Below are 16,772 nucleotides of genomic sequence, written 5' to 3'. Positions count from 1 at the left end.
CCGCCTCGGCGCTCAGGCGGAGGCGAACGGGTCCCCGGTGCGCCCCACCAGGTCGGCCACCGATTCGATCACCAGCGTCGGCCGATAGGGGAACATCTCGACCGACGCGCGGGTGGAGATGCCGGTGAGCACCAGGATCGTCTGCAGTCCCGCCTCGAGGCCGGAGACGACGTCGGTGTCCATCCGGTCGCCGATCATCAGGGTGTGCTCGGAGTGCGCCCCGATCGCCCGCAGCGCCGACCGCATCATCAGCGGGTTCGGCTTGCCGACGTAGTACGGCTCGCGCCCGGTGGCCCTGGTGATCAGCGCCGCCACCGAGCCCGTCGCGGGCAGCGAACCCTCGCGCGAGGGGCCGGTCGCGTCCGGGTTGGTGGCCAGGAACCGGGCGCCGCGCTCGATCAGACGGATCGCGGTGGTGATCGCCTCGAACGAGTACGTGCGGGTCTCGCCCAGCACCACGTAGTCCGGGTCCCGGTCGGTGAGCACGTACCCGATGTCGTGCAGCGCGGTCGTCAAGCCGGACTCCCCGACCACGTAGGCGCTGCCGTTCGGCCGCTGATTGCGCAGGAAGGTCGCGGTCGCCAGCGCGGAGGTCCAGATCGCCTCCTCGGGGATGTCGAGGCCGGTCTGCACGAGGCGGGCGCGCAGGTCGCGGGGGGTGCGGATCGAGTTGTTGGTCAGCACGACGAACGGGGTGTCCGCCGCCTGCAGCTCGGCCAGGAACGCGTCGGCCCCCGGGATCAGGTGATCCTCGTGGACGAGGACCCCGTCCATGTCCATGAGGTAGGTCCAGCCGGTGCTCTGTTCGTCGGTGGTCACGGGTCAATTGTGACCCGTGCGTCTGCGCCCCGCCGGTGCTGTCGGTCCCGGACCGGGATCAGAACCGGCGGACCTGGTTGATCGGCGGCAGCTCGGAGAGCGGGGTCAGCCCGATCGGTATCCCGGCGCTGTTGGCGTTGAAGACCTGCCCGAAACCGGCGTAGATGCCGACGTGGTCGTTCGCGGCCCGGAACGTGATGATGTCGCCGGGCGCCATCGCCCACGCCGGGACGGCGTTGCCGGCCCAGGCCTGCTGCTGACTGACCCGCGGCAGCTTCACCCCGGCCTGCCGGAACGCCCACTGGGTCAGGCCGGAGCAGTCCCAGCCGTGGGGCCCGGTGCCGCCCCACACGTACGGCTTGCCGGTCTGGGTGGTCGCCGCCGCCAGTGCGATGAGGCCCGCGGGGCTCGAGATCGGCAGCGCGAAGTCGGAGCTGCCCGCGCTCCCCGAGCTCCCCGAGCTCCCGGAGCTGCCCGGCTGGGCCAGGGCGGGGGCGACGGGCAGGGTCACGACACACGCCGTGAGCGCGGTGGCGGCGAGCACCCTGCGCAGGTTCTTGCCGGATCTGCCGTTCGTTGTCGATGGGGTCACGGAAATGTCCTCCTCGGTGGGGCACCTGGGAATGGATCTCTGAAACCTTGGATCACGGAACAGTCACGGTGTGTTACATGTCACTGGTCATTGTGGCTCAAAACGCGACATCACGAGGCGAACCGGCGCGGATTCACCGGCCCGGCCGTGCCGACCGATGCGAAGATCACCCGGTGGCGGAAATCGAGCGGCCCGACGAGCGGTTCACCCTGGCGAGCGAGCGGACGTTCCTGGCCTGGATGCGGACCTCGCTGGGGTTCCTGGCCGGTGGCATCGCCATGGTCCACCTGGTGCCCGATTTCAGCACCGGGTGGGTGCGCACCCTGCTCGGCCTCACCCTGATCCTGCTGGCCGTGGCCGCCTCGTTGGTTGGGATGCGGCGCTGGCTGCAGGTCCGTCACGCGCTCGAGCGCGGTGCCCCGATGCCCGAGGCGAGGGAGCTGTGGTTGTTCGCGGTCGCCGTGTCCCTGGTCGCGGGGTTCACCGCGGTGGTGACGGTGATCGGCGCGCTCTGAGGGTGGGGAGTCGCCGCCCGAACAGGCCTGTGCCGCAGGCATCCCGGGGTGAACCCGAACCCCCCGTGACGGGCCGGGAATGTGCCGTGCATAGTGGGTCTCGGTTGTGACGGGAAGCACTCGCGAGGAGGAACGGTGGCTCTCAAGCTCGGGTACAAGGCGTCCGCGGAGCAGTTCGGTCCGCGCGAGCTGGTGGAACTCGCCGTCCTGGCCGAGGCTCACGGCCTCGACAGTGCGACGGTGAGCGATCACTTCCAGCCCTGGCGGCACAACGGCGGACACGCGCCGTTCTCGCTCGCGTGGATGACCGCCGTCGGCGAGCGCACGACCACGCTGCAGCTCGGTACCTCGGTGATGACCCCGACCTTCCGCTACAACCCGGCGGTGGTGGCGCAGGCGTTCGCGACGATGGGTTGCCTGTACCCGGGACGCGTCATGCTCGGCGTCGGTACCGGCGAGGCGCTCAACGAGATCGCCACCGGCTACCAGGGCGAGTGGCCCGAGTTCAAGGAGCGGTTCGCGCGGCTGCGCGAGTCCGTGCAGCTGATGCGCAAGCTCTGGACCGGCGAGCGGGTCGACTTCGAGGGCGAGTACTACCGCACCGCGGGCGCCTCGATCTACGACGTCCCCGAGGGCGGTATCCCCGTGTACATCGCCGCGGGCGGCCCCGTGGTGGCCCGGTACGCCGGCCGCGCCGGTGACGGCTTCATCTGCACCTCCGGCAAGGGCATGGACCTCTACACCGAGAAGCTGATGCCCGCCGTCGCCGAGGGTGCGGAGAAGGTCGGCCGCACGAGCGCGGACATCGACCGGATGATCGAGATCAAGATCTCCTACGACACCGATCCCGCGCTGGCACTGGAGAACACCCGGTTCTGGGCGCCGCTGTCGCTGACCGCCGAGCAGAAGCACTCCATCGAGGACCCGATCGAGATGGAGGCGGCCGCGGACGCGCTGCCGATCGAGCAGGTCGCCAAGCGGTGGATCGTCGCCTCCGATCCGGACGAGGCGGTCGAGCAGGTCAAGCAGTACGTGGACGCGGGCCTGAACCACCTGGTCTTCCACGCCCCCGGACACGACCAGCGCCGGTTCCTCGACCTGTTCGAGCGCGACCTGGCGCCGCGGCTGCGTGCGCTGGGCTGAGTCGGCCTGACGCCGGGCTGGGGATGCGCCTGCCACTGGGTGCAGTGGCAAGCGCATCCCCAGCCCGGCGGCTTGCGTTCGTGTGTCAGGCCCCTTCCCAGGCGAATCCGTCGGGGTCGGTGAAGGTTCCGGCGTCACCGCCGATGACGATCCGGTGCGATCCGGTGCCATCCGGGGAGACGCCGGCATCCTTGGCTGCGGCCCGGCGTCCGTAGAGCGCCAGCCGGACGGGCGACCCCGGGGTGTCGAACTCGACATACTTGCTGCCGAAGCTCTTCCCCACGGACAGCCCGCGGTCGACGTAGAACTGCTTGCTCGCCTTGACGTCCTCGACTCCCAGCAACAGCACGACGTCGTCGACCTCACGGGTGACCGGGGCGGTGTCCTTCTTCTTCGACGTCGCGATCTTCCAGATCGCGCCGTCCGGGGCCTGGACCACGCCGCCGTACCCCCAGAAGCTCTTCTTGGCCGGCTTCAGCGCCGTGAAGCCGGCGTCGAGAGCGGTGCCGAAGAGGCTGTCGACGGTGCTCGGCTGGGCCACCACGAGCGACATGACGAACCCGCGAAAGCCGGTCGTCGGTGTCTCGGAGGCGCGGACCCTCACCCTGTCGCCCAAGCCGAAGGCGGCGGTGTAGGAGGCCTCGGCGGCCCTGGGGTCGGGAGCGTCGAGGGTGATGAGGTCGATGGAGGTCATGTCAGTTCCTTCGGTGAGATGGGTTGGCGGTCGGAGCCGATGCTCGGTGTCGTGAATCGGACGTGCCATCAGCATCTCCCGCGGCGGGGCCGTCCACATCCGTGGCGACCACGGAACCGCCCACTGATCGGGGCACGGATCGGCGGGCGCTCGCCCAGCACGCGCCCGAGCCGACCGGCGTCCGGTCGGCGCACTAGGCTTGACCTTCATGGATGCCAGCGACGAGGTCATGGAAGCCGCCCGCCGGATCGGGTCGGTGTTCGGCGGGCTGCCGCAGGTGCTGCGATTCCGGGCCGCGGTCGACGCGGACGCCGACGGCGAGACCCCGGATGAGGTGTCCATCGCCGTCGGGGACGGGTGCCCGGGACCGGGTTACGCCTCGTACGCGACGCTGGACATGTCCCGCTTCCCGACGAACGTCGCCACCGACGACGGCCGCCCGATCCGCACCGAGCTGGTCACGGTCGGCCGCGCCGACTACCGGGCGCTGGCCGACGTGCTCGCGCAGTGCGCCTTCGCGATCGCGTCCGGCTCGTTCCATCTGACACCGAACTGCATCATCCCCAACGCGATCCGCGAGGTGGACCCGGCGCGGTCCATGAAGCACCTGCTCCTGGTGGTGCCGTTCATCTGGCCGGACCTGGAGATCCTGGTCGACACCGAGGAACGCGTCGACACCTGGCTGCAGGCGGTGCCGATCAGCGACAGTGAGCTCGAGTACGCCTCCGGCAAGGGGACCGATCAGCTGTTCCGGCGGCTCGAGGAGTCCGGCGCGGACGTCTCCGACATCGACCGCGCGTCCGTGGTCTGAGCGGGGGCGAGTCCCGGAAGGGTCAGCCGGGCGTGCCCGATCAGCGCCGCGGCCGCCGAGCTGGCCGGTCCGTCCGAGCGCCAGGCGAGTGCGATGCGGCCGCGGAGCCCGGGCCGGGTGATGGTGACGGACCTGAGTTCGGTCGCGTGCGCCGCCGCCACCGTCGTCGGCAGGACGGCCACGCCGAGCCCCCGCGCCGACAGCCGTGCGAGCACGTTCGGGTCGCTCGCCTCGAATGCGACGCGGGGTGTGAGTCCGGCTCGGGCACAGGCGGTGTCGAGTGCCGTGCGTAGGCCGGTGCCGCGGGGCAGGGCGATCAGCTCGCGCGCACACAGGGCCTGGAGGGTGACGGCGTCGTGGGCGGCCAGCGGGTCGCCGGGCGGAGCCGCGGCGACGAACGGCTCGTCCACGAGCACCTGAACGGAGACCCCGGGTGGCGGCGGGCCTGCGAGCCCGACGAGCGCGACGTCGATCCGGCCTTCGCGTAGCGCGGCGAGCAGTCGCTCGGAGGTGTCCTCCGCGAGGGAGATGCCGACGCCGGGATGCTCGGCGTGGAAGCCCGCCAGCATGTCCGCCACTGTGCCCGTCGGACCGGCCGTCACCATCCCGACGGCTACGTGCCCGCGAACCAGTCCCGCCAGCTCGTCGACCGCGCCCCGCGCCGCGGCCACCGCTGCCAGTGCGGCCCGGGCGTGCGGGAGCACGGCCTCGCCCGCGGCGGTGGGCCGGACGGTACGGCCCGAGCGGTCCAGCAGTTCCTGTCCCAGCTCCCGTTCGAGCCGGCGGATCTGTGCGCTGACGCCCGGTTGCGCGACGTGGACACGCTCGGCCGCGCGGGTGAAATTGGCCTCCTCGACCACCGCGACGAAGTACTCCAGCTGGCGAAGTTCCATAACTGTTGATTCTAGCTATGAGACAAACCAGCTCTTGGACTTATCGATGCCGGGCTCGCACGATGGAATGGTCAGGCAGGCCGGCCCCTGTGAGGGGCGTGAACGAGGGAGAATCGAGATGACCGCGGTGCGTGAAAAGGCAACCACCCCAGAGGATCTGGCTCGGATATTCGTCGAGCTGGCCAACGCGGGCGATGCGGCCGGGATGGCCGAGCTGTACGAGCCCGATGCGGTGCTGGCCTTCCCCCCGGGCAGCGAGACCGTGGGGCGGGCCGCGATCCGCGCCGTCCTCGAGCAGTTGATCGAGGGCCGGCCGCACTTCGAGGTCGAGGAGCCGATGCCGACCGTGCGCAGCGGGGACCTGGCGATGACGTCCACGCGGCCCGCGGACGGCACCGGCGGCCGGGTCCAGGTCGTGCGGCGTCAGCCGGACGGGACCTGGTTGCGGGTCCTGGACCGCCCGGAGGCCCACAGCTGAGCGGCTCATCGACGACGTTCGGGGCGCGGACCGACCGGAATCATGATCGGTGGCCGCACCGTGCGCCGCACCGAGTACTCGGCCTCCCCGTGCAGCAGGTGCTCGCCGCCGGGGACGGACAGATCCACGGACACCGCGCCGGCCTCACAGTCGACGGCGTCGATGGCCCCGAGTCGCACCGCGACCGTCGTCTTACCCATGCCGAACGCAACCCGGAGGTCGAACGCGATCCGGGCGACCTCGGTGCCGTCGATGAGCAGCGCGACCTCCGGCCGGTGCACGGAGATGACGCGGTAGGGATCGACCAGCATCACCACCTCCTCGCGGCCGGGCGCGGCCGCGGTGACCCGCGCGGCCGCGGTGAGGGCCTGGAACCGCTTCAGACCGGACAACAGCAGAGGGCACGGGTCCTGATCGAGGAACCGCAGGGCTGTGGACAGGATGCGGCTGTCGATCAGCCGCAGCGCCGAGCGCGGCACCGCCCGGGCCGCGGTCACCCGGGCCGGGGTCATCCCGGTCGGCGGCACATGTGGCTTCATGCGCGAGGTCAGGGCATCGTCGGACTGCTGTCCGAACACCGCGCCGCGCAGGGTCGACCTGGGCACGATCTCAGTTCTCGTCACGGCCGTTCTCCTCGATGATCTGGTGGCCCGCGTCTCCGCGGGGCTCGAGCCGCACGGAATGACCGTGCACCTGCCCCGGCGGCGGTTCGACCGCGATGACCGGAGGCGCCGGCCTCGGCTGGGTGTCGACGTGCTCGGTCAGCCAGCGCCGGGCTTGTCGGGCCCGCACCGCGACCCCGGCGCCCGCGGCCACGGCGACGGAGGTCAGTCCTGCCGCGGCGATCAGGGCGACCGGCGGGGAGCCCGTGCCCGATCCGCCGTTCCCGACGGTGGTGGTCGACGGTGGGTCGGTGGTCTGGATCCGGCGCGTGGTGGTCGCGGTCGTCGGAACCGTCGATCTGGTGGTCGTCGTGGTCGTCACGCCGGCGGCCTGTTCGACCTCGAAGCCGGCCTCCGCGGACGCGTCGGGGCTCGCACATTCGATGCGTGCCAATCGGCTCCCGGGCGTCGCCCGCGTCGGGACCGTCGCGGTGTGCTCCAGAGTGTCGCCGTCCTGCTCGACGTTGCCCAGGACGGTGCCGCCGAGCGTGACCGACCATGTTCCTCGGCACCGGGGCAGATCCGTCCCGTGGAATTCGACGTTCTCACCCGGAGGTCCGTGATCGGGCGAGACCGTCAGGCTCGGATCGAGCTGAACCGCACGCACGGTGAAGGGAGCCTGCCCACCGCACGCGGTGACGAGCGTGTACTCGCCGGGCTCGACCTCCGGCACGGTGAGGGATCCGTCGAGAGCCCATTCGCGGCCCGACAGCTGTTCTGACGATCCGGTGACGAGAACGACGGTTCCGGAGGGCTCCATCGTCACGACCATGGAACTCATGCGGTTGTCGCCCGGGCAGGTGATGTATGCGCCGACGGAATCGTCCACGAATGCCGAGGATGAGTCGAGGGTGAGGGCGGGGCGCGGGTACGACCCACCCCCCGACCCAGACCCGCTGCCCTGCCCCGACCCTTCGTCCTGCCCCGATCCGTCGGGCGTCGTCGTGTCTGGCGGGGGTACGGACGGCGCCGCCGCGGCTCCGGGCACCAACAGACCGAGCGCCAGCGCGACGGCCGCGCCGGCCAGCACGGGCACCATCGACCAGGATGTAGTTCGCATCGACACTCATCCCCTGGGGCCAGATCACACCGATCGGGCCTGAGATCGACACTGCCACCGTGTGCTGGACCGGGCACGCGTAGCCGACTACCCGATTCCGGCGCGCCCGCGACGGATGGCTGTGGCCGACGGCGGACCGCGATCCGCGCCACTAGGGTGGACGCCATGGCATCCGCGGAGTCGGCAGTCTCGAGCATCTACATCGCCTCCCCAGAGGGCGATACGGGGAAATCGACCATCGCGCTGGGGGTGCTGCAGATGCTCAGCGGCTCCGCGGCGCGGGTCGGGGTGTTCCGGCCGATCGCGCGCTCGACCGACGAGCCGGACTACATCCTCGAGCTGCTGCTCGACCACACCTCCGCGGACCTCAGCTACGAGCAGTGCCTCGGCGTCACCTACGAGCAGGTGCACGCCGACCCGGAACTCGCGCTCAGCGAGATCGTTTCGCGCTACCACGATGTCGCGGAGCAGTGCGACGCCGTGGTGATCATCGGCAGCGACTACACCGACGTCGCCAGCCCCAGCGAACTGAGCTACAACGCCCGGATCGCGGTGAATCTGGATGCGCCTGTGCTGCTGGCCCTGCGCGGCTCGGGCCGGAGTCCGGAAGAGGTGCTGCAGCTGGCCCAGATCTGCGCGGCCGAGCTGCGGGCCCAGCACGCCCACCTGGTGGGCATCGTCGCGAACCGGTGCGATCCCGCCCGGCTGGGCGAGGTGACCACGGCGCTGGCGCCGATGGCGGTGCCCGCCTGGAGCCTGCCGGAGATCCCGCTGCTCGTCGCGCCGACCATGGGTGAGCTGATGACCGCCGTCGACGGCGAGCTGTACAGCGGCGACCCCGAGCTGTTGCAGCGGGAGGCGCTGCGGGTGATGGTCGGCGGGATGACCGCCGAACACATCCTCGAGCGGCTCTCCGAAGGTGTGGTCGTGATCGCACCGGCAGACCGCTCCGACGTTCTGCTCGCGATGGTCAACGCCCATGAGGCGGAGGGTTTTCCGTCGCTCGCCGGGATCATCATGAACGGCGGCATCATTCCGCACCCGGCCATCGCGAAACTCGTCGCCGGTCTCAAGCCGCGGCTGCCGATCCTCACCACCGACCTCGGTACCTTCGACACCGCGAGCGCCGCCGCGCAGGCGAGGGGGCGCGTCGGGGTCGGCTCGCAGCGCAAGGTGGACACCGCGCTGAGCCTGATGGAGCAGCGCGTGAACGCGGCCGATCTGCTCGCCCGCCTCGAGGTCGCCAGGCCCGAGGTGGTGACCCCGCAGATGTTCGAGTACCAGCTGATCGAGCGGGCCCGCGCGGACCGCAAGCACATCGTGCTCCCCGAGGGTGAGGACGACCGGATCCTGCGGGCCGCGGGACGGTTGTTGCAGCGCAAGGTCGCCGACCTCACCATCCTCGGCCAGGAGGGCCCCGTGCGCAGGCGTGCGGCGGAGCTCGGTGTCGACCTGAGCGCCGCCACGGTGCTCGACCCGACGAACTGCGAGTACACCGACGAGTTCGCTCGTGAGTACGCGAGGTTGCGGGCCCACAAGGGGATGACCCTCGAACGCGCCCGAGAGGTGATGGCGGACATCTCCTATTTCGGAACGATGATGGTGCAGTTGGGGGTCGCGGACGGGATGGTCTCCGGTGCCGCACACACCACCGCGCACACGATCCGGCCGTCGTTCGAGATCATCAAGACCGCGCCCGGGGTCTCGACCGTCTCGAGCATCTTCCTGATGTGCCTGGCGGACCGGGTGTTGTCGTACGGCGACTGCGCGGTGGTGCCGGACCCGACCGCCGAGCAGCTCGCGGACATCGCGATCTCCTCCTCGCAGACCGCCGCCCAGTTCGGCATCGACCCGCGGATCGCGATGCTCTCGTATTCCACCGGTGATTCGGGTTCAGGCGCGGAGGTGGACAAGGTCCGTGAGGCGACGGTCCTGGTCCGCGACCGTAGACCGGACCTGTTGGTGGAGGGACCGATTCAGTACGACGCGGCGATCGAGCCGACGGTGGCCAGCGCGAAGCTGCCCGATTCGGAGGTGGCGGGACGGGCGACGGTGTTCGTCTTCCCCGACCTCAACACCGGGAACAACACCTACAAGGCGGTGCAGCGCAGTGCCGGGGCGGTGGCGGTCGGCCCGGTGCTGCAGGGCCTGAAGAAACCGGTCAACGACCTGTCCCGCGGCGCGCTGGTCCAGGACATCGTCAACACGGTCGCCATCACCGCGATCCAGGCGCAGGGCGTGGCGGCGGAGGGGGAGCGCCGGTGAAGGGCCCTGTGCTGGTCATCAATTCGGGCTCGTCCTCGATCAAGTATCAGCTGATCGACCCGGACGGCGGCGAGGCCATCGCGTCGGGGCTCGTCGAACGGATCGGAGAGCCGGACGGCATCATCAGTCATCGGCACCGCGGCGTCGACAGCGAACACCGCGGACCGATCTCCGATCACGCCGAGGGCCTGCGGCTGGCCTTCTCGATGTTCGCGGAGGCGGGCCTGGACCTGGCGGCGGCGGGTATCGCCGCGGTCGGGCATCGTGTGGTGCACGGCGGCGAGGTGTTCTATCGCCCGACGCTGATCACGCCCGAAGTGGTCGCGGAGATCTCTCGGCTGTCCTCGCTTGCCCCGCTGCACAATCCGGCGAACGTGGTCGGCATCGAGAGTGCCATGCGGGTGTTTCCCGACGTCCCGCACGTCGCGGTCTTCGACACCGCGTTCTTCCACACCCTGCCCGCGCCCGCCAGGACCTACGCCATCGACACCGAGATCGCGGCGGCACACGGGGTGCGCCGCTACGGATTCCACGGCACCTCCCACGAGTACGTGTCCGGCCGGGTCGCCGAGGTGCTCGGCCGCGATCTCACCGAGCTCAAGCAGATCGTGCTGCACCTGGGCAACGGGGCCTCGGCCTCGGCCATCGCCGGTGGCAGGGCGATGGACACCTCGATGGGGCTGACCCCGCTCGAGGGTCTGGTGATGGGCACCCGTAGCGGCGACATCGACCCGGGCATCGTGATGCACCTGCGGCGCAGCGCGGGCCTGGACGTGGACGCTGTCGACAAACTGCTCAACCGTGGCTCCGGGCTCAAGGGACTGTGCGGGGTCAACGATTTCCGTGAGCTCCGCCGTCTCATCGGCGCGGGCGACGGGGCCGCCCAGCTCGCCTACGACGTCTACATCCATCGGCTGCGCAAGTACATCGGGGCGTACCTGGTGACCCTGGGCGGGGTCGACGCCATCACGTTCACCGCCGGGGTGGGGGAGAACGCGGTCGAGGTGCGCGCCGATGCGCTCGCCGGTCTCGAGGGGCTCGGAATCGAGATCGACCCCGACCGCAACACGGCGAAAGAGCGTGCCGCCCGCGTGATCTCGACGGACTCTTCTCGGGTCACGGTGCTTGTCGTGCCGACCAACGAGGAGTTGGCCATCGCACGGGCCGCTCGCGGATTCGCCTCCGATGGCGCAGGTGAGCAGTCGCAGCGATGACTTTCGAGCGGTTCGACGGTCTACATCCCTGACGAAGGCGAACGCCCGGTAGGGCAAACCGAAGAGGAGCGAGAACCATGCGCATCGTGATCAGTGAGTTCATCAGCTTGGACGGCGTGGTGCAGGCACCGGGTGGACCCGAGGAGGACACCGACGGCGGTTTCGCCCACGGCGGCTGGACGCACCCGTTCTTCGACCCCGAGGTGGTGGGCGGCGCGTTCGACGATGCGCTGAGCAAGGCCGAGGCGCTGCTGTTCGGACGCCGCACGTGGCAGACGATGGCGGGGGCGTGGCCCGAGCGCGCCGGCGACCCGTTCGCGGACCGGATGAACGCCATCTCGAAGTACGTCGTGTCCGATTCCCTCGGCGACGACGAACTGACGTGGGAGAACACCACGAGGATCTCCGGCGGCGACGCCGTTGCCCGTATCCGGGAGCTGCGGGAGACCGCGGGTGGTGACCTGGTGGTGATGGGGAGCCCCACCCTGGTGCGCACCCTCCTGCACGAGGGCCTGGTCGACGAGCTCCGGCTCATGGTCATGCCGGTGCTCCTCGGTGGCGGGAAGACGATCTTCCCCGACGGCGGCGCCCTGCACACCCTCGAGCTGGTCTCCACGGTCATCAGCAGTGCGGGTGTGCACGTGTGCACCTATCGGCCGGTCACCGAGGGCTAGTACCCCGGCGCCAGATCCGCGGCAGTCCCCGCCCGTTCGGGCGGGGACTGCGCGAATGCCCGCTCAGATCAGGCTCTTGGGGCGGATCGAGTTGGCCAGGTCCACGAGTGTGTACCGGTGTCGGCGGTCCTCGGCGTTGCGTGCGAGGGCCCGCAGCCCGGCCTCGGTGCCGGCGCGCAGTCCCTGCTCGCTGAACGTCACGCCGAGGATCGGCTCGAGCTGGGCCTTCGCGACGTGGCCGCGCAGCACCCAGTCCAATGCGGTGCCGAGCACCAGCGTGCGCATCTGCAGGGCCCGGCCCTCGTTGGCGGGCAACGAGTTCACCCGACGAGCCGCCTCCCGGATCGCGGTCTCGCAGATCTCGTCGATCGGAGCGCCCGAGAGCAGCGTCAGTACCGACGTCATCCGCGCGACGTTGAAATGTCGTGAGCTCGGCGGTACCTGGTCGAGCGCCGCGATCGCACCGGCGATGTCGCCCCGGTCCGCCAGCTGTCTGGCGAGTCCGAAGGCCGCGCTGACCAGGCTGCGGTCGGTGCGCCACACCGTTCGGTAGTACTTCTCGGCGTATCCGCGCCACTGCTCGGGCTCGTCGGTGTCCCAGTGCTGGAGAATGAGTTCCGCTGTCGCCGCCAGTGCGAGCTTCGGTGCGATCTCGCCGGGGAGGGCCTCGAGGACGGCCTCGAAGTGGCTCATCGCCTGCTCGTATTCGGCACCGAGGAGGGAGGCCATCCCGCTGTACCAGTCGATGCGCCAGTTCGATCCCTTTGCCGCACTGAGTGATCCGAGCACCCGGGACGCTTCGGCCGCGTCGCCCAGGTCGAGGTGTGCCTTCGCTTCGGCGAGCGCGATCTCCGCGGTGAACCCCGCGCGCCCGTCCACCGTCCGTTCGAGTCCGTTCGCCCTGGCGTGGCGGATCGCATCCAGGGTCTGGTCCGGCTCCGCGTGTACTGCGGCGGCCAGCAGGGCTGCACTGGGGTCGGACGGGTTGATCAACGGAACGGCGAGCGCGGCGGTGATCTCGCGGCCCGACAGCGTCGGCGCGTGCGTCCGTCCGTCGACATAGACGTCGGTCTGCAGCACCGCCTCGTCGGTACCGAAGGTGGTGCGTTGCGGGCTGAACAGTTCCGACAGACCGGGCCGCTCCTCGTTGGTCTGCTGGGCCAGGATCTCGCGGAGCACCCCGGTGAGCTGGCTGGTCATCTCCTCCGCGGACCGGAATCGTTGGTCGGGGTCGGCAGCGGTGGCCCGCAGCAACAGCCGATGGAAGAACTCGTACTCGGCGAGCAACGGAGCCTGCTCGGGATCGGGCAACCCGTCCAGGTATTTGCCTTTGTCGGAAGGCATCTGGAGGGTGAGCACGGCGAGGGTCCGCCCGACCGTGTAGATGTCGGAGGCGATGGTGGGACCGGTCTTGAGGATCTCCGGTGCCTGGTACCCGGGAGTGCCGTAGAGATAGCCGTAGTCCTCGATGCCCGCGACCGCGCCCAGGTCGATCAGCTTGAGCTGATCGTCGGTGATCATGATGTTCTCCGGCTTGAGGTCGTTGTAGACCAGGCCCACCGAATGCAGGTACCCGAGCGCGGGCAGGATCTCGAGAACGTACGCGATCGCCTGTTCTATCGGAATCCGTTCCGGCCGTTTGTGAGTGCTCAGCACGTCGCGGAGCGAATGCCCGGCGACGTACTCCATGACGATGTAGCCCATCGAGCTGCCGTCGGGCCGGGGATGCTCGACGAAGTTGAAGATCTTCACGATGCTCGGGTGCGCGACCTCCGCCAGGAACTGCCGCTCGGCGAGCGCGACGGCCTGCGCCTCGGAGTCCCCGAAATGCAGCAGGCCCTTGAGCACGACCCACCGATCGCTGACGTTGCGGTCGATCGCGAGGTAGATCCAGCCGAGCCCGCCGTGCGCGATGCAGCCCTGCACCTCGTACTGGCCGCCGACCATGTCGCCGGGCGCGAGCAGCGGGGTGAAGTCGAAGACCGTGCCGCAGGACGGGCAGGTTCCCGCCGATGCCCCGGCGCCGGTGGGACCCCTGCGGCCGACCGGTTTCCCGCATTTCCAACAGAACCGCTTGTTCTCCGCGACGACAGGGTCGACCATCACCGCCTGGGACGGTTCGACGGCGGTGACGGGAGGGACCTCGACGAGCCCGCCGCCGAGGCGCCGTCGCACGCTCGTCCGCGACCGCTGCGAGCGGCTCCCGCGCCCGGTGGTGCGGGCGGGAGCGGACGTTTCCGGTGCCGTCGCCTGGGTGCGGCCGGACGCTTCCGGTGCGGAGGCCTGGGTGCGACCGGATGCTTCCGGCACGGACGCCTGGGTGCGTTCGGACGGCTCCGGCGAAGAGGCCTGGGTGCGTTCCGGCAGTTCGGTCGGCGCGGATGGAGGCTCCGGGACGGAGGGCTCCCGTTCCGGATCTTCTTGCGTTCCAGCCATTGTCTCCGCTTTCAGTCCAGGTAGTGCGGGACCGGCGGGCCGGGCGACGGCCCGAGCACCCTCAGCCACCGATCGTAGATCCGATTCCAGGTGCCGTCCCGGCGCATCCGCTCCAGGCTGCCGTTGACCGTCCGCACCAGGTCATTGTCCGACTTGTTGATGCCGATCCCGTACGGTTCGGCGCTCAGACTCTCGCCCACGATCTCGAGGTACGGGTCCTGCGCCGCGAGGCCTGCCAGGATCGAATCGTCGGTGCTCACCGCGTCGACCTGGCGCTGCTGCAACACCACGAGGCAGTCACCCCAGTTCGGGACCGTCACCACGGTCGCGGCGGGCTGCACCTGCTGAATGCGATCGACCGAGGTGGTGCCCTCGGCGGCACAGACCCGCTTGCCCGCCAGATCGGCGGCGCCGGTGATACCGGATCCCTTGACCGCCAGGACCCGCTGCCGGGCCTCGAAGTACACCGTCGAGAAGTTGACCTTCTCGCGGCGCTCGCAGGTGATCGTCATCGTCTTGACCACCGCGTCGACCGTGTTGTTCATCAGTGCCGGGATACGGCCGGCGGAGGACAGGATCCGGAACTCGACCCGGTTCGGGTCGCCGACCAGGTCGCGGGCCAGCTCGCGGGCGATATCGGCGTCGAAGCCCTCGATGGAGCCCGTCGCCGGGTCGCGGAAGCTGAACAGGTTGCTCCCGGTGTCGAGTCCGACGATGAGCCTGCCCCTCGCGTGGATCTCGGCGAGAGAGGCGCTCGGCGGCGCCGGTTCGGGCGGGACGCCGGGGAAGGGACGCAGGCTCGCCGTCGCGTCCCCGCAGTTCGCCTCGTTCGCCGGTGGGCCCGTCGGCGGTGGCGCGATGGTGGCGCCCTCGGGCAGCGGTGGATCGGTGTAGCCGCCGGTGTCCGCGACGATGCTCGGCTGGGCCTGCGTGCAGCCGGCCGCGATCAGGGACACGGCGACGAGCACGGCCGACCCCGCGGTCCGCCACCACCGTCGGGGCGGCCGCCGCCCGGCCGATCCGGAATCGGTTCTCGTCACTGGTACTCCCGCAACCGGGGCCACAGACCCACCGCGACGCCCGCGGCGGCCACGGCCGCCAGCACGAGTGCACCCGTTCCGAGTCCGTGCAGGGTGGAGTGGGCGCGGTCGATGTCGGCGCGCAGTTCGGTGCGCGTGGCGATGATGGCGTCGTTCAGCGCGGCGTCCGCGCGGGCGAAGTGCGCCGTCGAGTCCTGTTCGCCGGGGCCGGTCGCCACGGCCGCGGCCCCCGCCCAGTCGCCGTTGTCGAGCAGGCGCTGCACCCGCTCGTGTGCGGCCGACCAACCCTTTCCGGACTCGGCGGCCGCGTCGACCAGGTCGGTCGCCACCTGCACCCGGCCGCCGTCCGGATAGCCGGCCAGGATCGTCTCGAGGCGGGTCAGGTGCGTGCCGAACGCCTCCGCGTAGCCGCCCTTCACGTCGCGGCGAACCAGGCCGAGCGTCTCGTCGGCCCGGGCCTGCTGCGCGAGGATGCGCCCGGTGGTCAGCTGTGACAGCGGCCGGGCGCCCTGCTCGAGGGCCCGCCCCGTGGAGGTCGAGGAGATCAGGCCGGCGATCAGCAGCCAGCCGAGCAGCGCCGCGATCGCGACGGTCGCCAGGATCAGTCCCGGGTTCAGCAGCCGCCTGGTCCACCCGGCGAGCAGGACGAGGCCGCAGACGAGGGCGATCAGCGACAACAGGAGCAGACCGATCGCGAGCCAGGGCGGGGTGGCGAATTCGTCCTGGTTCTGCACGACGGCCTCCGCATGCTGGCCGTGCAGTTCCTCGGCGATCGGAAGCAGGGTCGACTGCATCATGGACGAGGCCTCGCGCAGGTAGGCGGTGCCGACGGGGTAGCCGCTGCGGTTGTAGGCGCGCGCGGTCTCGATCAATCCGGCGTAGACCGGCAGCCCGGTGGACAGTTCGGTGAGCAGGCGCCGTCCCTGCGCATTGGTCTCGAGGATGCCGCTCGACGCGCCGACCAGATCGGCGGCCGCCTCACCGATCGACTGCGTGTACCGGTCGCGGACCGCGGCAGGCTCGATGCCCCCGAAGATGAACGCGGTGGTGGCCGCGGCGTCCGCGATCGAGAGGGCGCTGTACAGATTCTGGGTGGCGTTCGCCTGGGGCTCGACCTGGCTGAGCAGCGTGTCGAGGGTGCGTTGCCGGTCCGCGACCTGGATCGCGGCGACGGTGCCCGAGATCAGCGACAGCACGATCAGCCCGATCCCGAGCGCGAGTAGCTTGGCGGGGGTGGTCCGGAGGAACTCGGACAACCGGCCGTACGCACCCGGACCATCGGCAGGCGCGACGGACCGCGGCGCGAGATCATCGCCGAGGGGTTCCGTCGACGGTGCTTCCCGAACGGCCACCACGCACCCTTCCCAGCTGGCCCGGATGCCAGTCAAGGGGGAGCATATAAGCAGTAACTGAGCATTGTTGTGCACGACTGGCCTAAGTTCGGTCGGGAAGAGGACGACGAGGCGCGAGGGACCG

General features: G+C 70.3%; 16 protein-coding genes. 7 read left to right on the top strand and 9 right to left on the bottom strand.

Translation table 11 applies throughout. From position 1 onward, the window contains the following. Positions 1 to 12 precede the first annotated feature (12 nt). Positions 13 to 780 (bottom strand): HAD-IIA family hydrolase, encoded by a 768-nt coding sequence (locus ACFQS9_RS00175; RefSeq protein ID WP_378400770.1) that lies wholly within the window; start codon positions 778 to 780, stop codon positions 13 to 15. Positions 781 to 877: 97 nt separating this feature from the next. Next, the gene (locus ACFQS9_RS00170; RefSeq protein ID WP_378400317.1) at positions 878 to 1,411 is read right to left on the bottom strand and encodes a C40 family peptidase; all 534 of its coding nucleotides are present in this window, start codon (positions 1,409 to 1,411) and stop codon (positions 878 to 880) included. A 173-nt stretch (positions 1,412 to 1,584) separates the two neighbouring features. On the opposite strand from ACFQS9_RS00170, the gene ACFQS9_RS00165 reads away from it, so the two are divergent. Then, a complete protein-coding gene (locus ACFQS9_RS00165) occupies positions 1,585 to 1,926 on the top strand; it encodes a YidH family protein (protein ID WP_378400315.1) in 342 nt (113 codons plus the stop codon). A gap of 135 nt (positions 1,927 to 2,061) precedes the next feature. Continuing rightward, a complete protein-coding gene (gene fgd, locus ACFQS9_RS00160; RefSeq protein WP_378400314.1) occupies positions 2,062 to 3,069 on the top strand; it encodes a glucose-6-phosphate dehydrogenase (coenzyme-F420) in 1,008 nt (335 codons plus the stop codon). Between the two features lie 85 nt (positions 3,070 to 3,154). Here fgd and ACFQS9_RS00155 read toward each other — a convergent pair whose 3' ends face one another. Beyond that, positions 3,155 to 3,763, bottom strand: coding sequence for a VOC family protein (locus ACFQS9_RS00155; protein ID WP_378400312.1), 609 nt, complete (start codon positions 3,761 to 3,763; stop codon positions 3,155 to 3,157). 208 nt (positions 3,764 to 3,971) lie between these two features. Between ACFQS9_RS00155 and ACFQS9_RS00150 the strand changes: the two genes are divergently transcribed. Beyond that, positions 3,972 to 4,574 (top strand): suppressor of fused domain protein, encoded by a 603-nt coding sequence (locus ACFQS9_RS00150; RefSeq protein WP_378400310.1) that lies wholly within the window; start codon positions 3,972 to 3,974, stop codon positions 4,572 to 4,574. Here ACFQS9_RS00150 and ACFQS9_RS00145 read toward each other — a convergent pair. Next, positions 4,505 to 5,467, bottom strand: a complete 963-nt coding sequence (locus ACFQS9_RS00145) for a LysR family transcriptional regulator (protein WP_378400309.1) — start codon at positions 5,465 to 5,467, stop codon at positions 4,505 to 4,507. The genes ACFQS9_RS00150 and ACFQS9_RS00145 overlap by 70 nt on opposite strands. A 118-nt stretch (positions 5,468 to 5,585) precedes the next feature. Between ACFQS9_RS00145 and ACFQS9_RS00140 the strand changes: the two genes are divergently transcribed. After that, positions 5,586 to 5,945, top strand: coding sequence for a YybH family protein (locus ACFQS9_RS00140; protein ID WP_378400307.1), 360 nt, complete (start codon positions 5,586 to 5,588; stop codon positions 5,943 to 5,945). Between the two features lie 5 nt (positions 5,946 to 5,950). On the opposite strand, the gene ACFQS9_RS00135 is transcribed toward ACFQS9_RS00140, so the two are convergent. Together ACFQS9_RS00135 and ACFQS9_RS00130 are read right to left on the bottom strand one after the other, a co-directional pair. Further along, positions 5,951 to 6,568 carry a hypothetical protein gene (locus tag ACFQS9_RS00135; protein WP_378400305.1) on the bottom strand — a complete coding sequence of 206 codons (618 nt, stop codon included), beginning with the start codon at positions 6,566 to 6,568 and terminating at the stop codon, positions 5,951 to 5,953. Then, positions 6,555 to 7,667 (bottom strand): hypothetical protein, encoded by a 1,113-nt coding sequence (locus ACFQS9_RS00130; protein ID WP_378400303.1) that lies wholly within the window; start codon positions 7,665 to 7,667, stop codon positions 6,555 to 6,557. Before ACFQS9_RS00130 ends, ACFQS9_RS00135 begins: the two co-directional genes overlap by 14 nt. Positions 7,668 to 7,832: 165 nt before the next feature. Here ACFQS9_RS00130 and pta point away from each other — a divergent pair, with 165 nt between their 5' ends. The 3 genes from pta to ACFQS9_RS00115 all read left to right on the top strand — a co-directional run bounded on the left by pta (position 7,833) and on the right by ACFQS9_RS00115 (position 11,820). After that, positions 7,833 to 9,932 carry a phosphate acetyltransferase gene (gene pta, locus ACFQS9_RS00125; RefSeq protein WP_378400301.1) on the top strand — a complete coding sequence of 700 codons (2,100 nt, stop codon included), beginning with the start codon at positions 7,833 to 7,835 and terminating at the stop codon, positions 9,930 to 9,932. Further along, the gene (locus ACFQS9_RS00120) at positions 9,929 to 11,146 is read left to right on the top strand and encodes an acetate kinase (protein ID WP_378400299.1); all 1,218 of its coding nucleotides are present in this window, start codon (positions 9,929 to 9,931) and stop codon (positions 11,144 to 11,146) included. Before pta ends, ACFQS9_RS00120 begins: the two co-directional genes overlap by 4 nt. 77 nt (positions 11,147 to 11,223) lie before the next feature. Next, positions 11,224 to 11,820, top strand: a complete 597-nt coding sequence (locus ACFQS9_RS00115; protein WP_378400297.1) for a dihydrofolate reductase family protein — start codon at positions 11,224 to 11,226, stop codon at positions 11,818 to 11,820. 63 nt (positions 11,821 to 11,883) lie between these two features. Here ACFQS9_RS00115 and ACFQS9_RS00110 read toward each other — a convergent pair whose 3' ends face one another. From ACFQS9_RS00110 to ACFQS9_RS00100, 3 genes are all read right to left on the bottom strand, one after another. After that, positions 11,884 to 14,187, bottom strand: a complete 2,304-nt coding sequence (locus ACFQS9_RS00110) for a serine/threonine-protein kinase (protein ID WP_378400768.1) — start codon at positions 14,185 to 14,187, stop codon at positions 11,884 to 11,886. Between the two features lie 80 nt (positions 14,188 to 14,267). Beyond that, positions 14,268 to 15,224: a glutamate ABC transporter substrate-binding protein gene (locus ACFQS9_RS00105; RefSeq protein ID WP_378400766.1), complete on the bottom strand. Its 957-nt coding sequence runs from the start codon at positions 15,222 to 15,224 to the stop codon at positions 14,268 to 14,270. A gap of 68 nt (positions 15,225 to 15,292) precedes the next feature. Next, positions 15,293 to 16,648, bottom strand: coding sequence for a hypothetical protein (locus ACFQS9_RS00100; RefSeq protein ID WP_378400296.1), 1,356 nt, complete (start codon positions 16,646 to 16,648; stop codon positions 15,293 to 15,295). Positions 16,649 to 16,772: the final 124 nt, after the last annotated feature.

Source organism: Rhodococcus daqingensis (genome assembly GCF_042665615.1).
Classification (GTDB): domain Bacteria; phylum Actinomycetota; class Actinomycetes; order Mycobacteriales; family Mycobacteriaceae; genus Rhodococcus_G; species Rhodococcus_G daqingensis.
Note: the sequence above shows the minus strand (reverse complement) of the source record. Positions and strands in the feature narration are given on the sequence as shown.

Excerpts from the sequence above, each read along its gene's own strand:
- ACFQS9_RS00150 (WP_378400310.1), top strand. The coding sequence starts at position 3,972 with ATGGATGCCAGCGACGAGGTCATGGAAGCCGCCCGCCGGATCGGGTCG.
- pta (WP_378400301.1), top strand. The coding sequence starts at position 7,833 with ATGGCATCCGCGGAGTCGGCAGTCTCGAGCATCTACATCGCCTCCCCA.
- ACFQS9_RS00140 (WP_378400307.1), top strand. The coding sequence starts at position 5,586 with ATGACCGCGGTGCGTGAAAAGGCAACCACCCCAGAGGATCTGGCTCGG.
- ACFQS9_RS00175 (WP_378400770.1), bottom strand. The coding sequence starts at position 780 with ATGGACATGGACGGGGTCCTCGTCCACGAGGATCACCTGATCCCGGGG.
- ACFQS9_RS00130 (WP_378400303.1), bottom strand. The coding sequence starts at position 7,667 with ATGCGAACTACATCCTGGTCGATGGTGCCCGTGCTGGCCGGCGCGGCC.
- ACFQS9_RS00155 (WP_378400312.1), bottom strand. The coding sequence starts at position 3,763 with ATGACCTCCATCGACCTCATCACCCTCGACGCTCCCGACCCCAGGGCC.
- ACFQS9_RS00115 (WP_378400297.1), top strand. The coding sequence starts at position 11,224 with ATGCGCATCGTGATCAGTGAGTTCATCAGCTTGGACGGCGTGGTGCAG.
- ACFQS9_RS00145 (WP_378400309.1), bottom strand. The coding sequence starts at position 5,467 with ATGGAACTTCGCCAGCTGGAGTACTTCGTCGCGGTGGTCGAGGAGGCC.